19 protein-coding genes are annotated in these 17,200 nt (G+C 71.4%); 12 read left to right on the top strand and 7 right to left on the bottom strand.

The window, feature by feature from the left end; all coding sequences use genetic code 11:
* Window positions 1–11 precede the first annotated feature (11 nt).
* The 3 genes from Dvina_RS06570 to Dvina_RS06560 are packed head-to-tail and all read right to left on the bottom strand — an operon-like array spanning window position 12 to window position 2,317.
* Complete coding sequence (locus Dvina_RS06570; protein ID WP_223101451.1) at window positions 12–920, bottom strand: ABC transporter permease; 909 nt, start codon at window positions 918–920, stop codon at window positions 12–14.
* Entirely contained in the window at window positions 917–1,855 is a 939-nt protein-coding gene (locus Dvina_RS06565; RefSeq protein ID WP_380028499.1) for an ABC transporter ATP-binding protein, read from the bottom strand. The genes Dvina_RS06570 and Dvina_RS06565 overlap by 4 nt, the downstream gene beginning before the upstream one ends.
* Window positions 1,856–1,915: 60 nt before the next feature.
* On the bottom strand, window positions 1,916–2,317 hold the full coding sequence (locus tag Dvina_RS06560) for a DUF3052 domain-containing protein (RefSeq protein WP_223101449.1): 402 nt from the start codon (window positions 2,315–2,317) through the stop codon (window positions 1,916–1,918).
* A 92-nt stretch (window positions 2,318–2,409) separates the two neighbouring features.
* Between Dvina_RS06560 and Dvina_RS06555 the strand changes: the two genes are divergently transcribed.
* The 9 genes from Dvina_RS06555 to Dvina_RS06515 all read left to right on the top strand — a co-directional run bounded on the left by Dvina_RS06555 (window position 2,410) and on the right by Dvina_RS06515 (window position 12,054).
* On the top strand, window positions 2,410–3,171 hold the full coding sequence (locus Dvina_RS06555; protein WP_223101448.1) for a GNAT family N-acetyltransferase: 762 nt from the start codon (window positions 2,410–2,412) through the stop codon (window positions 3,169–3,171).
* 5 nt (window positions 3,172–3,176) lie between these two features.
* Entirely contained in the window at window positions 3,177–4,010 is an 834-nt protein-coding gene (locus tag Dvina_RS06550) for a lysophospholipid acyltransferase family protein (protein WP_223101447.1), read from the top strand.
* Window positions 4,011–4,071: 61 nt separating this feature from the next.
* A complete protein-coding gene (locus tag Dvina_RS06545; RefSeq protein ID WP_223101446.1) occupies window positions 4,072–4,893 on the top strand; it encodes a DUF4097 family beta strand repeat-containing protein in 822 nt (273 codons plus the stop codon).
* Window positions 4,890–5,528: a PadR family transcriptional regulator gene (locus Dvina_RS06540; RefSeq protein ID WP_223101445.1), complete on the top strand. Its 639-nt coding sequence runs from the start codon at window positions 4,890–4,892 to the stop codon at window positions 5,526–5,528. Before Dvina_RS06545 ends, Dvina_RS06540 begins: the two co-directional genes overlap by 4 nt.
* 128 nt (window positions 5,529–5,656) lie before the next feature.
* On the top strand, window positions 5,657–6,346 hold the full coding sequence (locus Dvina_RS06535) for a response regulator transcription factor (protein WP_246656072.1): 690 nt from the start codon (window positions 5,657–5,659) through the stop codon (window positions 6,344–6,346).
* Window positions 6,347–6,360: 14 nt separating this feature from the next.
* Window positions 6,361–7,845: a sensor histidine kinase gene (locus Dvina_RS06530; RefSeq protein WP_246656071.1), complete on the top strand. Its 1,485-nt coding sequence runs from the start codon at window positions 6,361–6,363 to the stop codon at window positions 7,843–7,845.
* Window positions 7,842–8,849: a S1C family serine protease gene (locus tag Dvina_RS06525; protein ID WP_223101443.1), complete on the top strand. Its 1,008-nt coding sequence runs from the start codon at window positions 7,842–7,844 to the stop codon at window positions 8,847–8,849. The genes Dvina_RS06530 and Dvina_RS06525 overlap by 4 nt, the downstream gene beginning before the upstream one ends.
* Before the next feature lie 473 nt (window positions 8,850–9,322).
* Window positions 9,323–10,381: an alpha/beta hydrolase family protein gene (locus Dvina_RS06520; RefSeq protein WP_223101442.1), complete on the top strand. Its 1,059-nt coding sequence runs from the start codon at window positions 9,323–9,325 to the stop codon at window positions 10,379–10,381.
* Between the two features lie 143 nt (window positions 10,382–10,524).
* Window positions 10,525–12,054 carry an FAD-binding oxidoreductase gene (locus Dvina_RS06515; protein WP_223101441.1) on the top strand — a complete coding sequence of 510 codons (1,530 nt, stop codon included), beginning with the start codon at window positions 10,525–10,527 and terminating at the stop codon, window positions 12,052–12,054.
* On the opposite strand, the gene Dvina_RS06510 is transcribed toward Dvina_RS06515, so the two are convergent.
* Window positions 12,013–12,636, bottom strand: coding sequence for a Pr6Pr family membrane protein (locus Dvina_RS06510; RefSeq protein ID WP_223101440.1), 624 nt, complete (start codon window positions 12,634–12,636; stop codon window positions 12,013–12,015). The two genes, Dvina_RS06515 and Dvina_RS06510, sit on opposite strands and share 42 nt — an antisense overlap.
* A 54-nt stretch (window positions 12,637–12,690) precedes the next feature.
* Between Dvina_RS06510 and Dvina_RS06505 the strand changes: the two genes are divergently transcribed.
* Complete coding sequence (locus Dvina_RS06505; RefSeq protein WP_223101439.1) at window positions 12,691–13,578, top strand: alpha/beta hydrolase family protein; 888 nt, start codon at window positions 12,691–12,693, stop codon at window positions 13,576–13,578.
* Between the two features lie 4 nt (window positions 13,579–13,582).
* Here Dvina_RS06505 and Dvina_RS06500 read toward each other — a convergent pair whose 3' ends face one another.
* From Dvina_RS06500 to Dvina_RS06490, 3 genes are all read right to left on the bottom strand, one after another.
* Window positions 13,583–14,527 carry a zinc-binding dehydrogenase gene (locus Dvina_RS06500; RefSeq protein WP_223101438.1) on the bottom strand — a complete coding sequence of 315 codons (945 nt, stop codon included), beginning with the start codon at window positions 14,525–14,527 and terminating at the stop codon, window positions 13,583–13,585.
* Between the two features lie 20 nt (window positions 14,528–14,547).
* Complete coding sequence (locus tag Dvina_RS06495; RefSeq protein WP_223101437.1) at window positions 14,548–15,756, bottom strand: NAD(P)-dependent malic enzyme; 1,209 nt, start codon at window positions 15,754–15,756, stop codon at window positions 14,548–14,550.
* A gap of 80 nt (window positions 15,757–15,836) precedes the next feature.
* Complete coding sequence (locus Dvina_RS06490; protein WP_223101436.1) at window positions 15,837–16,151, bottom strand: S24/S26 family peptidase; 315 nt, start codon at window positions 16,149–16,151, stop codon at window positions 15,837–15,839.
* A gap of 69 nt (window positions 16,152–16,220) precedes the next feature.
* Here Dvina_RS06490 and sodN point away from each other — a divergent pair, with 69 nt between their 5' ends.
* A complete protein-coding gene (gene sodN / locus Dvina_RS06485; protein WP_223101435.1) occupies window positions 16,221–16,625 on the top strand; it encodes a superoxide dismutase, Ni in 405 nt (134 codons plus the stop codon).
* Window positions 16,626–16,684: 59 nt separating this feature from the next.
* The gene (locus Dvina_RS06480) at window positions 16,685–17,170 is read left to right on the top strand and encodes a GNAT family N-acetyltransferase (protein ID WP_223101434.1); all 486 of its coding nucleotides are present in this window, start codon (window positions 16,685–16,687) and stop codon (window positions 17,168–17,170) included.
* Window positions 17,171–17,200: the final 30 nt, after the last annotated feature.

Raw genomic sequence — 17,200 nt, 5'->3', positions numbered from 1 at the left:
TCACGCTCCGCTTATGCGATGTCGCGCTTGCGGGTGATCAGGGTGCCGATGCCGCCCAGCACGAGCGCCCAGCCGACGAGCACCACGACCCCGATCCAGCGGGCCGGCAGATGGGTGTCGCCCATTTGGTTCTGCAGCGAGCCGACCACGTGCTCGGAGGCCAGTGGCGGAATGTACACCGCCGCCTGCAGCACCCAGTCGTCCTTGATCAGGTACTCGCGGATGAGCGCCAGGACGATGAGGGCCGCGTAGGTGCCGATGGTGTAGACGGTCGCCGCGGTGATCGTCGCGCCGATCTGGCTGCGCAGGAGCACGCCGATGCCGATGCCGAAGACCGCCCACAGTGCGTACACCAGCAGGTTGAGCAGGATGGCCTGCTGCGCGTCCCACTGGCCCAGGGCGTTGCCGACCCCCTCGGCGGAGAAGAAGATCGCGCCGGCGATCAGGTTGATCACGGTGGCGAGCAGCCAGAACCCGAACGCCATGGCCGCGCCGGTGATCAGCTTGGCCACGATGACCTTTGTCCGCTTCGGCGTCGCCAGGAACGTCGCCGTGGCCGTCTGGTGGTAGAACTCGTTCGTGATCAGCAGGATCGCCAGGAGCATGACCATCATCAGGCCGAAGAACTGGCCCGACGTGTAGATGTTCGCGGCGATCTTGGCCACGCCGGCCGCGGTGCGGGCCTGCGCGATCTGGTCCTTCTCGTGCTGCTGGTCGGCCAGGAAGGCGGCCTTGTCCTCCTCCGACATCCCCGGGCGCGGGGGCTCGTCGGCCCACTCGGGAATGTGCAGCTGGGAGTGGGCCTGCGCGGTGTTGATCAGCAGGGCCAGCCCGACGAACGCCACCGAGCAGATCAGGAAGATCCACCACATGTTCGTGGTGCGCAGCTTGATCAGCTCGGCCTTGATGAGCCGCGTCATCGGATGGCCGCCCTTCCCTGAGTCAGTTCGAGGAACACGTGCTCCAGGTCCGGCTTCTCGGCGACCAGCTCGTGCAGCTCGACGCCGGACTGCAGGGCCAGCTTGCCGACGGCCGGGGCGTCCAGGCCGGTGACCAGGTGCGCGCCGTTGCTGCCGGGGTTGATCGCCCCGCCGGCCTCGCGGACCGCCGCCACCAGCTCCTGGATGTTGGGCGTGCGGACCCGGACGGCGGCCTGGGTCGTGCCCTGCCCGACGATCGACTCCATCGGGCCCTGGGTGACAAGCTTGCCCGCGGCGATGATGACCACGTCGTCGGCGAGGATCTCCATCTCCGACAGCAGGTGGCTGGAGACGAGCACCGTGCGCCCCTGCTGGGCCAGGCCCTGCAGCAGCCCGCGCATCCAGCGGATGCCCTCCGGGTCCAGGCCGTTGGCCGGCTCGTCGAGGATCAGCACCTGCGGGTTGCCCAGCAGCGCCTGGGCGATGCCGAGGCGCTGCTTCATGCCGAGGGAGTATCCGCGGAACTTCCGTTTCGCCGCGGTGGTGAGCCCGACCAGCTCCAGCACCTCGTCGACGCGGGACGTGGGAAAACCGCCGACCGCGGCCACGCAGCGCAGGTGGTTGCGCGCCGTGCGGCCCTTGTGCGCGGCCGACGCCTCGAGGATCGCCCCGACCAGCTTCAGCGGCTCGGCGACGTCCGCATAGCGGTGCCCGCTGATCGTCGCGGTGCCGGACGTGGGTGAGACCAGGTTGAGCACCATGCGCAGCGTGGTGGTCTTGCCCGCGCCGTTCGGCCCGAGGAACCCGGTGACGCGGCCCGGCTCGACCACGAACGACAAATTGTCGACGGCTCTGACGTTGCGATACTGCTTCGTCAGGCCGGAGACGACGATCTGTCCGTTGTTGGACAACGCGCCGCTCCCTTCTGCAGACAGGTGAAGGCGTCAATATGACATGTCCGGACAAGTACCGGTGATCTCGGGTTGTCCGGCAGCCTATCGATCTTGCACTCGGATGACGTGTTTCAGGCCCGACCAGGTTGCGTCGATCGCGCACACCTTGACGTCGACCCGGCCGTTGGCGAGTGCGAACTCGCGCACCCCGGCCTCGTCGAGGTCGGTGGTGAGCCCGGAGGCGCGCTTCGGCCAGGCCACCCAGAGCGCGCCGGCCGGCGGGGTCAACCGGTGCAGCGCCGGCCAGCGGCGCCGCAGCCGGGCGGAGTTCGGGCAGAACAGCACGATGACGTCGTACAGGCCGGGTGCGTTGCGCCGGTGGAGTACCACATCCGCCGGGAGCTCGTCGAGCGCGAACCCGGCCGGCGCGCCGTCCAGCAGCACCCGGTTTCCCGCATGTATCCCGAGCTTCTTGGGCAATGGTGTGCCTGAATATCCCGCCATGGCTGATCACGGTAACGACAGTTCATCCGCACGCCATCGGCGGAACCTGTGAGCGTCAGCCATCCGCAGGGGTCGACGCTTACACCGAACGCATGACGATTCTCGCCGTCGCCGCCGGCCCGCAAGAGCTGGGCGACTTGCAGCGCTACACCCTGCTGGTGGCCACCGACGGCGCCCAGGTCCGGGCCGCACAACGGCTCCGCCACGAGGTCTTCGCCGGTGAGCTGGGCGCCACCCTGCACAGCACCGAGGACGGCATCGACGTCGACCCCTTCGACGAGTACTGCGACCACCTGATCATCCGCGAGGAGTCCACCGGCCAGGTGGTGGGGACCTACCGCATGCTCCCCCCGGACCGCGCGGCCCGGGCCGGCGGCCTCTACGCCGACACCGAGTTCGACCTCGCGGGCCTGGCCCAGCTGCGCGGCGGCCTGGTCGAGACCGGCCGCTCCTGCGTCCACCCGGACCACCGCAGCGGCGCGGTCATCAACCTGATGTGGGCCGGCATCGCCCGCTACATGCACCTGCACAACCACCGCTGGCTGGGCGGCTGCGCGTCGGTGCCGCTGGCCGACGGCGGCGAGCAGGCCGCGGGCGTGTGGGACCTGGCCCGGCGCAAGCACCTGGTGCCGAGCGCCTGGACCGTCCGGCCCCGCAACCCGTGGACCCCGCCGGTCCCGGCCCCGGCCAGGGCTACGGTGCCGCCGCTGCTGAAGGGGTACCTGCGGCTGGGCGCCTGGATCGCCGGCCCGCCGGCCCACGACCCCGACTTCGACTGCGCCGACTTCTACGTGCTGCTCTCGCTGGACCGCATCAACCCGCGCTACATGCGCCACTTCCTCGGTCAGGAGTGACGGCGATGACCGTGACCGCGACACCCATGAGGGTCCTGGACAGCCTCTGGCTGCCCCGCTCGACCTGCGGCGCCGAGTGCCTGGCGGGCGCGGCGGCCCGGCCCGTCTCCTCCCTGCTGATGGCCAAGCGCGTCCTGGTCACCGGCTTCGTGCTGCTGCTGGCCGGGCTGGCCGTGCCGGTGCTGGCCGTGCTGCCGCAGCGGCAGCTGATCAAGGCGCAGCGCATCCTGGCCCGCGCGGTGCTGGCCGGCCTGGGCGTCAAGCACGCCGCGGCCGGGAAGATCCCGCAGTCGGGAGCGCTCCTGGTGGCCAACCACGTGAGCTGGCTGGACGTGATCGTGATCCTGGCCCACGCGCCGGCCCGCCTGCTGGCCAAGCGCGAGGTCCGGGCCTGGCCCCTCATCGGGCGCCTGGCCGCGACCCTCGGCACCGTGTTCGTGGACCGCTCCCGCCCGAAGAGCCTGCCGGCGACCATCGGCGAGGTGCGGCGCAACCTCGCCGCGGGCGGTGTGGTGGCGGTCTTCCCGGAGGGCACGACGTGGTGCGGGCGCATGGGCGGCACCTTCCGCCCGGCGATGTTCCAGGCCGCGGTGGACGCCGGTGTCCCCGTCGTGCCCGTCCGCCTCACGTTCGCCCAGCACGGCGCGGTGTCCACGGTCGCCGCCTTCATCGGTGACGAGAGCCTCGCCGTCTCGCTGCGGCGGGTGCTGGCCGCGCGCGACCTGTCCGTCGGCCTGCGGGCCCATCCGAAGATCCACCCCGCCCCCTGCGACGGGCCCACGAGCCCCCGCCGGGTCCTGGCCAAGGCGGCCGCCGCGGTGGTCGCCCCGGCCGCCTAGAAAGGTCGCGACACAGAAGATACTATCGCGATGTATCGCGTTTAGCGCTACGCTGTCGGGTATGACCGCGTGGAAGATCGGCGAGCCCGAGCGGCTCGCATTCGACGAGGAGGTCGTCGACCTCAACGTGTCGCTGGTGGCCGGGCGGCTCAACGTCGTCGGGTCCGACGACGGGCCCGCGCGGGTCGAGGTGGCCGAGATCGGCGACCGGGCCGTCAGCGTGGAGCTCGGCAACGGGCGCCTCGACGTGTCCCAGGACTTCCCCAAGGGCTGGCCCGGGTTCCTCTGGTGGCTGTTCAGCGCCCGGTTCAAGGTGGACGTGTCGGTCGTCGTGCCGACCGGCGCCACCGTGCGGCTCCACGTCGCCTCCGGCACGATCATCGCCTCCTCCCTGCGCAACGGGGCGAGCGTCAACGTCACGAGCGGGCGGATCACGCTGCTCGGCCTCGACGGGCGGGTGACCGGCCGGATCGTGTCCGGCTCCATCGAGGGGCTGACGCTCGGCGGCGAGGTCGAGCTCGAGACGGTGTCCGGCGAGATCGTCGTGGCCGACTCCACCGCCGCCAAGGTCACCGCCCGCACGATCTCCGGCTCGGTGACCTGCGACCTCGACAACCCGCCGGCCGGGACCGCGGTGCACCTCGACACCGTGTCGGGTGAGATCACCGCCCGGGTCCGCGAGGACAGCGACCTGCGGGTCAGCCTGCACGCCGTCTCCGGCCACGTGATCAGCGCGTTCTCCGAGCTCGACCAGCACAGCCGCAACAGCGTCACCGGGCGCATCGGCACCGGGGCGGGCGGGCAGCTGGCCGCCAGCGCGACGTCTGGGAGCATTTCCCTGCTACGCCGGCCGGTGGACGACGAGGAGGACGTGTCCCGATGAGTGCAGTCTTCAGTCACGGGCGGCTGCGGCTGTACCTCCTCAAGCTGCTCAACGAGGGCCCGCGCCACGGATACGAGCTCATCCGCCTGCTCGAGAACCGTTTCCACGGGCTCTACGCGCCGTCGGCCGGCACGATCTACCCGCGCCTGCAGCGGATGGAGGCCGACGGTCTGATCACCCACAAGGCCGAAGGCGGGCGGAAGGTCTACGAGATCGCCGACGCCGGCCGTGAGGAGCTCGACCGGCGGGCCCGCGAGCTGGAGGCGCTCGAGGCCGACATCAACGCCTCGCTGGCCGACCTCTCCACCCTGGCCGACGAGGTCGAGCAGGGCGTGCGCGGCTCCGTGCGCGACCTCAAGAAGGAGCTGAAGGAGGCCAGCCGCCAGGCGCGCAGCGCACCGCCGGGGCCGTCCTCGTTCGGCTGGGGCTACCCGCCGCGGCCCGGGGCGGCCGGCACCCGCCCGGCGTCGCCGCCGCCCGCCGGCGCGGTGGACGAGCTGGAGGAGAAGGCCGCACAGCTGCTGGCCGAGGTGCGCCGCCTGGCCCGGACCGGGCGGGCCAGCCAGGAGACCATGCGGGCCACCCTGGTGGTGTTGGACGGCGCGATCGATCAGGTGCGACGCTTGCTGCGCTGACCGATACGGTCGGGGTGCCCAGGAACTTCCCAGGCAACCACCAGCCCTACTCCAGCGGAGGGCGGCAAGATATGCGCATGGGGGTACGAGGCGGCGTCGCACAATCCGGGGGTGCATCGTCGCCAGGCGTGGCGCAGGCTGAGGCGAAGCTGCTCGTGGTCGAGGACGACCCGAATATCCGCGAGCTGCTCTCGGCCAGCCTGCGTTTCGCCGGTTTTGCGGTTGACGCGGTGACCACCGGCAGCGAGGCGGTCACCGCGGCCCGCGACAGCAAGCCCGATCTCGTCGTGCTCGACGTGATGCTGCCCGACCTCGACGGCTTCGAGGTGATCCGGCGGCTCCGCGAGGGCGGCGTCCGGCTCCCCGTCGTCTTCCTGACCGCCCGCGACGGCACCGAGGACAAGGTCCGCGGCCTCACGCTCGGCGGCGACGACTACGTGACGAAGCCGTTCAGCCTGGAAGAGCTCACCGCCCGCATCCGGGCCGTGCTGCGCCGCACCGCCGGCGACCCCGGGCCCAACCGGCTGGTCTTCCACGACCTGGAGCTCGACGAGGAGACGCACGAGGTGAGCCGGGCCGGGCAGACCATCGCGCTGTCCCCGACCGAGTTCAAGCTGCTGCGCTACCTCATGCTCAACGCCGGCCGGGTCCTGTCCAAGGCGCAGATCCTCGACTTCGTCTGGAACTACGACTTCCGCGGTGACGACAGCATCGTGGAGTCCTACATCTCCTACCTGCGCCGCAAGGTCGACATCGCCGAGCCGCGGCTGATCCACACGCTGCGGGGCGTGGGGTACGTCCTGCGCCTGCCCGTCTGACCCCCGGCTCTCCGGTGCGGTTCATCGCCGACGTACCGCTGCGGGTCAAGCTCGTCGCGGCCGTCCTGAGCCTCGTCACGATGGCGCTGCTCGTCATCGGCGTCGCGAGCGCCCTGGTCATGCGCAGCTCGATGATCGACAAGGTCGACGGCCAGCTGCGCCAGCTCGCCGGCACCGTCGACATCGGCCGGCTGGCCCAGCAGCCGGCCGGGTCCTCGGTCGTGCAGAGCAACTACTTCTACTTCTGGCTCGCCGTCGGCGCCGACAAGCAGCTCGAGCTGCGCACCGTCGGCCTGCCCGACGGCGGCGCCCGCCCGCCGCTGCCGACCTCCAGCGAGGAGCTGTGGGACCACGTCGGCGAGCCGTACACCGTGCGCGCCTCCGGCACCCGCGAGCGCTGGCGGGTCCTGGTCATCCAGCGGGCCAGCACCAGCAGCACCGGCATCAACATCCTCGGGGTGGCGGAAAACCTCTCGATGATCGACAACGCGGTGGACGAACTGGTGGCGGCCGAGCTGTTCATCGGCGCGGGCGTCCTGGTGGTCATCGCCGCCGTCGGCGTCACCATCGTGCGGACCAGCCTCCAGCCGCTGCGCGAGATCGAGCGCACCGCGGCCGCCATCGCCGCCGGCGACCTCACCAAACGGGTGCCGGAGAGCCCGCCGGAGACGGAGATGGGCCACCTCGCCGGGGCACTCAACGTGATGCTCGGCCAGATCGAGGGCGCCTTCCGGGTGCGCGAGGCGTCCGAGGACCGCATGCGCCAGTTCATCGCCGACGCCTCGCACGAGCTGCGCACACCGCTGACCACGATCAGGGGCTTCGCCGAGCTGTACCGCCAGGGCGCGGCCCGGGCACCGGAGGAGACGGCCGCCCTGCTGCGGCGCATCGAGGACGAGGCCGCCCGGATGGGGCTGCTCGTCGAGGACCTCCTGATGCTGGCCCGGCTCGATCAGGAGCGCCCGCTCAGCCTGGCCGACATGGACCTGCGGGTCATCGCCGGTGACGCGGTCGCGGCCGCCTCGGCCGTGGCGCCCGACCGCGAGATCAGCCTGGAGCTGGAGCAGGACGAGCCGATCGAGGTCCACGGCGACGAGGCCCGGCTGCGCCAGGTCGTCGGCAACCTCATGACCAACGCGCTCACCCACACGCCCGCCGGGACACCCGTCGAGCTGCGGCTGCGGCGCGACGGTACCGATGCGCTTGTGGAGATCATCGACCACGGCGGCGGTCTCACCGATGAGCAGGCGTCGCGGGTGTTCGAGCGCTTCTACCGGGTCGACAAGGCGCGCACCCGCAAGCAGGCCGGCGGCTCCCACAGCGGCAGCGGGCTGGGCCTCGCGATCGTCGCCGCACTCGTCGCCGTGCACAGCGGCACGGTCTCCGTCTTCGTCACTCCCGGTGGCGGGGCGACTTTTCAGGTTCGGCTTCCTCTCACAGCCGGTTCCCAGGCCGCTCCCGGTAGCCCGCAAGCTGCCGTCGGCAAGCTCAAATCATGAGCGAACAGCAGGGATGGGCGCAGACGCCGAACACCGCAGCACAGCAGCACATGCCGACGAACAACGTCCCGCCGCACGTCCCGCACATGCAGCACCCGCCGCAGTGGTACCCGCCGTCGCCACCCTATGTGACGCCGCAATGGCGGTCTGACCCTACGTCGCCGGATGGCGCCACCGCCGTGCCGGCGCCGCTGAGGAGCCGCCGGCTGGGCAAGGGGGTGGTCGCCGTGGTCGCCGCGGCCGCGCTGTCCATCGCCTCGGCCGTCGGCGGCGGCGTGGCCGCCCTGGAGCTGCGCCCGGCGACGGCGACGAGCACCGTCGTCACCGCGCAGAACTCCAGCGGCTCCAGCACGGGCACCGCGAACCTGGCCGACGTCGCCGCCGCGGTCCGGCCGAGCGTCGTCTCCATCAACACCGGCTCCGCCGTCGGCTCCGGCGTGATCATCACGACCGACGGCTCGATCCTCACCAACAACCACGTGGTCGCGACCGCCCGCGGCACCACTGTCCAGATCACCTTCTCCGACGGCAAGTCGGGCACCGCCGCGATCGTCGGCACCGACCCCGGCACCGACCTGGCCGTCATCAAGCTCACCGGCGGCGGCACCTACACGCCCCTGGCCTTCGCCGACAGCTCCGCCGTCAAGGTGGGCGACACGGTCCTCGCCATCGGCAGCCCGCTGGGCCTGGAGTCCTCGGTGACCTCCGGCATCGTGAGCGCCCTCAACCGCGAGATCGACGAGGGCTCCGACTCGGGCGGCCAGGGCGGCCAGGGTACCCGCGGCACCCAGGCCACGGCCGGCGCCAAGATCACCGGCGCCATCCAGACCGACGCCGCCATCAACCCCGGCAACTCGGGCGGCGCCCTGGTCAACACCGCGGGCCAGCTCATCGGCATCAACACCGCGATCGCCTCGACGAGCGAGACCGCCGGCAACATCGGCGTCGGCTTCGCCATCTCCAGCAACACCGCGAAGACCGTAGCCCAGCAGCTGCTCAGCTGAGACCTTGATTCCCTCCCTGTAAGGGAAGAGGCGGCACCCTTGGTGGAGGGGGCCGCCTCTTCCTGCGCTCCGGCGTCGTCGCCGCGACGCTCCCGGGTCCGCTACCGGGACGGCGCCACCCGGTCCGCCCAGCGGTGAGGCGCACAATCGCGAGCAATCGGCAAATCCGACAAGTCCGAAAAATTATTATCAGCGACGGCTAACTACTGCCCCCGGCATTTTACCGACATATCCTTCTTGTCCGATAACCGGGGATTTCCGATGGCCGCACCGCCATTCCGAGCGTCCACTGGGTCACAATAAGCCCGCGAAAGACGCAATACGGACATTGCTCACCGTGAGCACGTCAACCCGCCTGGCTGCGGCATCATCGACTCCGCAAACTCGGTGAAACGTATGTAGTCCGGCAAGACATTCGAAAGTCCCCAGTCGGGCGATATGGGCGTAGCACATCGGCCCCTTACATTCTTGACGTGCCCGCTCCCCGCACCCGAACTGCAACCGTCAGTCTGCTGACCGCCGCCCTGCTCATCCTGGGCGGCGCTTTTGCCGCGTCCGGCAGCGACGACGGCGGCACGCCCTTCACGACGCCTGTCGGGGCGGCCGCGCAGTCGAATGTGCCCTCGTCGCACGCCGTCGGGGTCCGGCACTTCACGTTCGCGCGGGGCAAGGATCGGCCGCTGCCGACCACCGTGTGGTATCCGGTGCGCGGCTCGGCCCGGCTCACCCGCGGCCGGGAGCAGAACGACGCCACCCCGCTGCCCGGGCAGTTTCCGCTCATCCTGTGGAGCCACGGCTTCTACAGCAACCCGCAGATGCAGGAGGGCATGACGAAGTTCCTGGCCGAGTCCGGGTACATCGTCGCCGCCCCCGCCTACCCGTTCACCAAGAAGGACGGGCCGAAGTTCGACAAGACGGACGTGCCCAACCAGGCCCTCGACGCGTCGTTCGTGATCAGCGAGCTGATGAAGCCGGGCAGCCCGCTCGCCGCCAGCATCGACTCCGACCGGCTCGGCGCGATCGGGCACTCCGGGGGCGGGACGACTACCGACTGGCTGTTCACCGGCAAGCGGGACCCGCGGCTCAAGGTCGGCGTGATCTTCGCGGGGCGGCCGACCGGCGCCTACAAGGGCAGCCCGGTGCCGATGCTGTTCGTGCACGGGGACAAGGACCCGGTGGTCGCCTACAGTCAGGGGCGCGAGTCGTACGGCAAGGACCCGTGGCCGAAGGCGTTCCTGACCATCGAGGGCGGCGAGCACGGCGCCGGGACCAACGACCCCGAGCGCGGCCACGTGCAGGTGCTGGCCACGCTGCTGGACTTCCTGGACTACGCGTTCAACGGCGATGACGTGGCCCGGATGCGGCTGCCGAGCGACGCCACATTGCCGGGCTTCACGCACTTCGAGTCGGTCGGGATCTACCCCGAGAGTCAGCCGAGTGCCACGAACAGCACGACGGCCACGACAACGACGACGGCCACGCCGACGCCGACCCAGAGTAAGGATCTGGACCTGGCCGGCTCGTCCCGCTGACTGTTGCTGGTGTCCACCCACGCCTGAAAAGCCTGAGTGTTCTGACTTGGGTCAATACGCTCATCGGGCATGCGCGCCACATTACCGAGGGTGCGACATCCGACAGTGGCCGAACAGTGTCGGATTGTGGCACTCTCCCCCGCATGGGCTACCGCGAACGCTCGTGGTGGGGCTGGGGCCACGCCGATGAGGCCCTCGACGACGCGGCCTGCCGCCGGCTCGCCGAGCGGGCGCTGCGCCCATGGCTGCCGATCGACGGCTCGGTCATCCCGCCGCCGCCCGACCCGCTCCTGCCGGCGCCGCGGCTGACCCCACCCCCGGCCCTGGCCGAGACGTTCCTGGGCGACTCGATGAGCCGCGCCTCCCACGCCTACGGCAAGGCGTTCCGCGACGTCGTCCGCGCCCTCCACGGCGACCTGCCGAACCCGCCCGACCTGGTGTGCCGGCCGCGCTCGGAGCCCGACGTGGTCGCGGCGCTCGATTGGGCGGAGGCGGCCGGCGCGGCGGTCGTGCCCTACGGGGGCGGCTCGTCGGTCGTCGGCGGGGTCGAGTACCGCGGAGAAGGCCCCTGGGTCTGCCTCGACCTGAGCCGGCTCAGCCGGATCGCCGAGGTCGACGACGTCAACCGGGTCGTGCGCGTGCAGGCCGGCGTGTTCGGGCCGGCGCTGGAGGCGGCGCTGGAGCCGCACGGCCTCACGCTGCGGCACTTCCCGCAGAGCTTCGAGTTCTCCACGGTCGGCGGCTGGCTGGCGACCCGCTCGGGCGGGCACTTCGCCACCGGGCCGACCCGCATCGACAACTTCGTCGAGGCGCTGCGGGTGGTGACCCCGCGGGGGCCCGTCGAGTCGCCGCGGGTGCCCGCCAGCGGTGCCGGGCCCGACGCGAACGCCCTGTTCCTGGGCTCCGAGGGCGCGCTCGGCGTGATCGTGGAGGCGTGGCTGCGGGTGCAGCGCAAGCCGGCGGCACGAGCCAAGGCGACAATCGCTTTTCCCGGGTACTCCCAGAGCCTCGCCGCCACCCGAGAGCTTGTCCAGTCCGGGCTGCGCCCCACGAACTGCCGCCTCCTGGACCCGATGGAGGCCATGCTCAACGCGGGCGCGACCGACGGCCGGGCCCGGCTGATGCTCGGCTTCGAGGGCCCCGACGCCGTGCACCTGCCCGCCGCGCTGGAGATCGTGCGGGCCCACGGCGGCGTCGAGATCCCGCGCCCACCGGGGTCGTTCCGGGAAGCGTTCTTCCGGCTGCCCTACACGCGCGACGCGCTGGTGCGCCTCGGGCTGGTCGTCGAGACCGTCGAGACGGCGTGCCGGTGGAGCCGCTTCGAGGCGCTGCACGCCGCGGTGCTCGCGGCCGCGCAGTCCGCCGCCCCGGCCGGGGTAGCGGTCGTGACCTGCCGGTTCACCCACGTGTACCCGGACGGGCCGGCGCCGTACTTCACGATCGTCACGCCCGGGCGGCGCGGCGCCGAGGTGCCGATCTGGGACGGGATCAAGGCCGCGGTCAGCGACGCGATAGCGGCGAACGGCGGCACCATCACCCACCACCACGCCGTGGGCCGCGACCACCGCCCCTGGTACGACGAGGAGCACTCGCCGCTGCTGCGGGCCACCCTGCGGGCGGCCAAGCGGACGTTAGACCCCGGCGGGATCCTCAACCCGGGCGTCCTGGTCTGAGCGGGTCAGCACCCGCCGCAGCCCCACCCCGACGCCGATCAGCAGCAGCCCGAGCAGGAAGAACGCGACGGTGAAGCCGAGCGAGGTCTCGGTCACGCCGAGCGCGCCGAGCTTGTTCAGGTCGATGAACGGGTACGGGTACTCGTGCACGAACGCCCCGCGGACCAGCGCGAACACCAGGTACGCCAGGGGGTACGCGAGCCACGCCGCCGCATACCACCAGCGCACCCGCTCGCGCTCGATGATCAGCCAGGTGACGGCGGCCAGGATCGGCGTCACCGTGTGCAGCAGCAGGTTGTGCAGCGCATGCGCACCCTCGTCGACCTGGTAGAACGGGCTCGACGGGTTGGCCAGCAGCGCGTGGTACACGATGCCGGTGATGCAGCTGTAGAGCGTCGCCGCCCCGCGGATCCAGGCCGGGACCTCGCGGAGCACGGCGACGACCGAGACCGCCGCGATGATGAGCGCGCTCTGCACGGTGAAGTACACGAACGACGTGAGATCCCCGTGGTTCCACACCATCAGGGCGACGATCCCGCTCACCGCCGAGAGCGCGGTGAGCGCCCGGAAGACGACTCTCATGGGCCGGAAGGTAGCCGCAAATCGTCCGCTGCGGAAGCTCGTACCGTTGATGCCATGCGCCTGCTGCTCGTCGCCGCCTGTCTGGTCGCCCTGACCGGCTGCTCCACCCCGGCGCCGGCCCGGACCGCGCCGGCCCCGGCCACCTCGCCGGCGGTCGCTGCGTCAGTCGCGCCGTCGGTCGTCACGCAGCTGGCTGCGGTCCAGCTGCCGGCGCCCCTGGCCCTGCCGCCGTCCGGGCTGTCGGTGTCGTCGCAGGAGGTGACGTACAGGCGCGAAGGGAGGACGCTGCGGACGATCGTGTGGACGCCGGACCGGGCCGGGCGCTACCCCGCCGTCCTGTTCAGCCACGGCCTCAACGGGTCGCCGGAGGCGTTCGCGCCGCTGCTGAAGAGCTGGGCCGGCGCGGGGTTCGTCGTCATCGCCCCGGCCTACCCCAACACGACCCGGGGTGCGGCGAAGTTCGACGTGTACGACGTGCTCAACCAGCCGGCCGACGCCGGCTTCGTGCTGTCCCAGGTGCTGGCCGGGCCGCTCGGCAAGCGCATCGATGCCGACCGGCTGGCCGCGGCCGGCCACTCGGCGGGGGCGATCACGACCGTGGGCCTGTTCACGGCGGCTCGCGACGCCCGTCTGCGGGCGGGGGTGATCCTGGCCGGGAGCGGCCTCGGTGTCGGCACGGCTTTCAGCGGTACCCCGGCCGCACTGTTCTTCGTCCACGGCGACGCCGACCAGCTGGTGCCCTATGCGAGCGGCCGGAGCACCTACGACCTGGTGCCGTGGTCCAAGGCGATGCTGACCATCCCCGGCGGCGACCACAACGCGCCGTTCGAGCGGCCGGCGGCGACGGGCGCCGTGCTGAAGTTCCTGCGCCTCGAGCTCTACGGCGACGCGGCCGCGCGGTCGGCGTTCACTCCGACCGCGCAGCTCGACGCCCACCTGTAGCGGATCAGGCGGTGTGGTCGAGGACCACCTTGCCGAACACGTCGCCCGAGTGCAGCAGCTCGAACGCCTTGCGGGCCTCGGAGAACGGGACCACCGAGTCGATGACCGGGCGGATGCCGGTGCGGGCCAGCAGCTCCATCAGGGCGGCCAGCTCCTCCGGCGTGCCCATGCTGGTGCCGAGGATCTCCAGCTGCAGGGCGAAGACCCGGCGCAGGTCCACCTTCGGCAGGTGGCCGCTCGTCGCGCCGGAGACCACGATCCGGCCGCCGGTCTTCGTCGACTTCATCGAGTGCTCGAACGTCGCCTCGCCGACCGTCTCGATGACCACGTCCACGCGCTCGGGCAGCCGGGAGCCCGGCTCGAACGCGGTGGCGCCCAGGGCCGCGATCCGCTCCCGTTTGGCGGCGTCGCGGCTGGTGGCGTACACCCGGGCCCCCAGCGCCCGGCCGAGCAGCACCGCGGCCGTGGCCACGCCGCCGCCCGCGCCCTGCACGAGCACGGCGCCGTCGGACTCCAGCCGGCCCTTGGTGGTGAGCATCCGATAGGCCGTCAGCCAGGCCGTGGGCAGGCAGGCGGCCTCGGCGAAGCTGAGCTCGACGGGCTTGGGGACCAGGTTGTACGCGGGGACGGTGACGCGCTCGGCGACAGTCCCGGGGTAGTACTCGGACAGGATCGAGAAGGCGCCCTTGTCGGTGTAGACGACCGGGTACACCACGACCTCGGCGCCGTCCGGGCCGATGCCGGCGGCGTCGCAGCCGAGGATCATCGGCAGCTGCTCCGCCCGGAGGCCGACGCCGCGCAGGGACCACAGGTCGTGGTGGTTCAGCGCGCTGGCGCGCACGTCCACCACGGCCCAGCCGTCCTGGGGCGCCGGCTCCGGGGCCTCGCCGACCTCGAGCACGGAAAGCGGGTCGGCATCGTTGAACGCGGTTGCGAATGCGGCACGCATATCCGTGACCTTAATGCTCGTTAACGGATGGCGCCGTCGCGGCGGGCCGCCTCGGCGACAGCGGCCGCCACCGCCGGGGCCACCCGGGGGTCGAGCGCGCTCGGCACGATCGTGTCCGGGGCGAGCTCACCCGGGCTGAGGACGGCCGCGATGGCCGCGGCCGCGGCGACCTTCATGCCGTCGGTGATCCGGGTCGCGCCGGCCTCGAGTGCGCCGCGGAAGATGCCGGGGAAGGCCAGCACGTTGTTGATCTGGTTCGGGAAGTCGCTGCGGCCGGTGGCCACGACGCCGGCGTAGCGCGCCGCGATCTCGGGGTGGACCTCGGGCGTCGGATTGGCCAGGGCGAAGATGGCGCCGTCGGGGGCCATGCCGGCCAGGGCGGCCTCGCCGATCGTGCCGCCGGAGACGCCGATGAGGACGTCGGCGCCGCGCAGGGCCGAGGCGATGTCGCCGGTCACGCCGCCGGCGTTGGTGTCCGCGGCGAGCGCGGCCTTGGCCGGGTTGAGGTCGGTGCGGCCGCCGTGCAGGCAGCCGCGGGAGTCCAGGACGATGATCTCGCCCGCGTCGGCGCCGCCGCTGATCAGCATCCGGGTCACCGCGACGCCGGCCGCGCCCGCGCCGCTGACCACGATGCGCAGGTCGCCCAGGCCGCGGCCGAGCACCCGGCAGGCGTTGCGCAGGGCGGCCAGGACCACGATCGCGGTGCCGTGCTGGTCGTCGTGGAAGACCGGGATCGGCAGCGCCGCCTCCAGCCGCCGCTCGATGTCGAAGCAGCGCGGCGCCGAGATGTCCTCCAGGTTGATGCCGCCGAAGGACGGCGCCAGCGCTGTCACGATCCGCACGATCTCGTCGGGGTCCTGGGTGTCGAGGCAGATCGGCACCGCGTCCACGCCGCCGAACTGCTTGAACAACACGGCCTTGCCCTCCATGACCGGCATCGCCGCGCGCGGGCCGATGTTGCCCAGGCCCAGCACCGCCGAGCCGTCGGTGACGACGGCGACGGCCTTGCCGACCCAGGTGAGGGAGTGCACGAGCGACTCGTCGGCGGCGATGGCCTCGCAGACGCGGGCGACGCCGGGGGTGTACGCCAGGGAAAGGTCCTCGCGGGTGGCCAGCGGGACCGTCGACTGCACCGAGAGTTTGCCGCCGCTGTGCAGCTCGAAGACGGGATCTGCAACAGAATCGGACACGGATGTAAGCACGGGGGCTCCTTTGCCACGGCTTGTCATACAGGGAGGACGCGCGGCGCGGGTGAAAGCGCGAAAGAATTGCGAAATGCGGCCCGGGGGTCTCCCGTATCCGCATCACCTTAGCGTGGGGCGCGGCGCAGGCGCACCGGTTGTGGCCACCAGCGAAATGTCACACGCCCGATGATGTCCGCGCGACCGTACCGCATCGAATCGTCGCTGCCGAACGGGTTGTCGCCGACCACCCACCAGCCGTCCCCGTCGGCTCGCTCGACCCGTTTGACCACCAGCAGACCGGGCCGGCTGCGAAACTCGGCGACCACCACGTCGCCCGGCTCCGCCGTGCTCGTGCGGCGCACCAGGATGCGATCGCCGGAGCGCAGCGCCGGCACCATGGACGGCCCGGACACGAGTGCCGCAAACCACGGCAGCCGCATGAAATCCCCGAACTTGGACAGGAGTAGGGTCAGTACTGAGGATCATCGCAAATCACCCTGGAGGGTTCGATGCGACTGTCGCGGCTATTCACCCCGCGCACTGTGGTGAGCGCCCACTGCGACCTGCCGTGTGGTGTCTATGACCCGGCGCAGGCCCGAATCGAGGCCGAGTCCGTCAAGGCAATCTCCGAGAAGTATCAGGCCAACGAGGACCCCGCGTTCCGCACGCGTGCCCTCATCATCAAGGAACAGCGCAGCGAGCTGGTCAAGCACCACCTGTGGGTGCTGTGGACCGACTACTTCAAGCCGCCGCACTTCGAGAAGTACCCGCAGCTGCACGGCCTGTTCAACGAGGCCACGAAGCTCGCGGGCGCTTCCGGCGCCAAGGGCTCCGCGGACCCGGCCGTCGCCGAGCAGCTCCTGGCGAAGATCGACGAGATCGCGAAGATCTTCTGGGAGACCAAGCAGGCCTGAGCCTGCGGCATCGCACCCTCCCCCATCCCGCACCAGCGGGGTGGGGGAAACTTTTGCCCATGATCCGTCCCGCCGCACCCGAGGATGTGCCCGAGCTCGTCGCGATGGTCTACGAGCTGGCCGAGTTCGAGCAGGCCCGCGACGAGTGCCACCTGACACCGGCGCAGCTGCACGCCTCGCTCTTCGGCCCCGCCCCCGCCGTGTTCTGCCACGTCGCGGAGCAGGACGGGAGGGCGGCCGGGATGGCGCTGTGGTTCCTGACGTACTCCACCTGGGAGGGCACGCACGGCGTGTACCTCGAGGACCTGTACGTGCGCCCCGCCGCCCGCGGTACCGGCGCGGGCAAGGCGCTGCTCGCCGCGCTCGCCGCGCACTGCGTCGCCCACGGCTACCGGCGCCTGGAGTGGGCGGTGCTGGACTGGAACCCGGCCCGCGCCTTCTACGAGCACCTCGGGGCCGCCCACAAGCGTGACTGGCTGCCCTATCGGCTCACCGGCGCGCCGCTGGAAGCACTCGCCGCGGCAGCAGGTGCTTCGACGTCGTAGAGTCGCGGGCGAGGGGGTTCGATTTCGTGA

This window comes from Dactylosporangium vinaceum (genome assembly GCF_019904175.1).
GTDB classification, from domain to species: Bacteria; Actinomycetota; Actinomycetes; order Mycobacteriales; family Micromonosporaceae; genus Dactylosporangium; species Dactylosporangium vinaceum.
The sequence above is the reverse complement of the archived record's forward strand: the minus strand, read 5'-3'. Positions and strand labels throughout refer to the sequence as shown.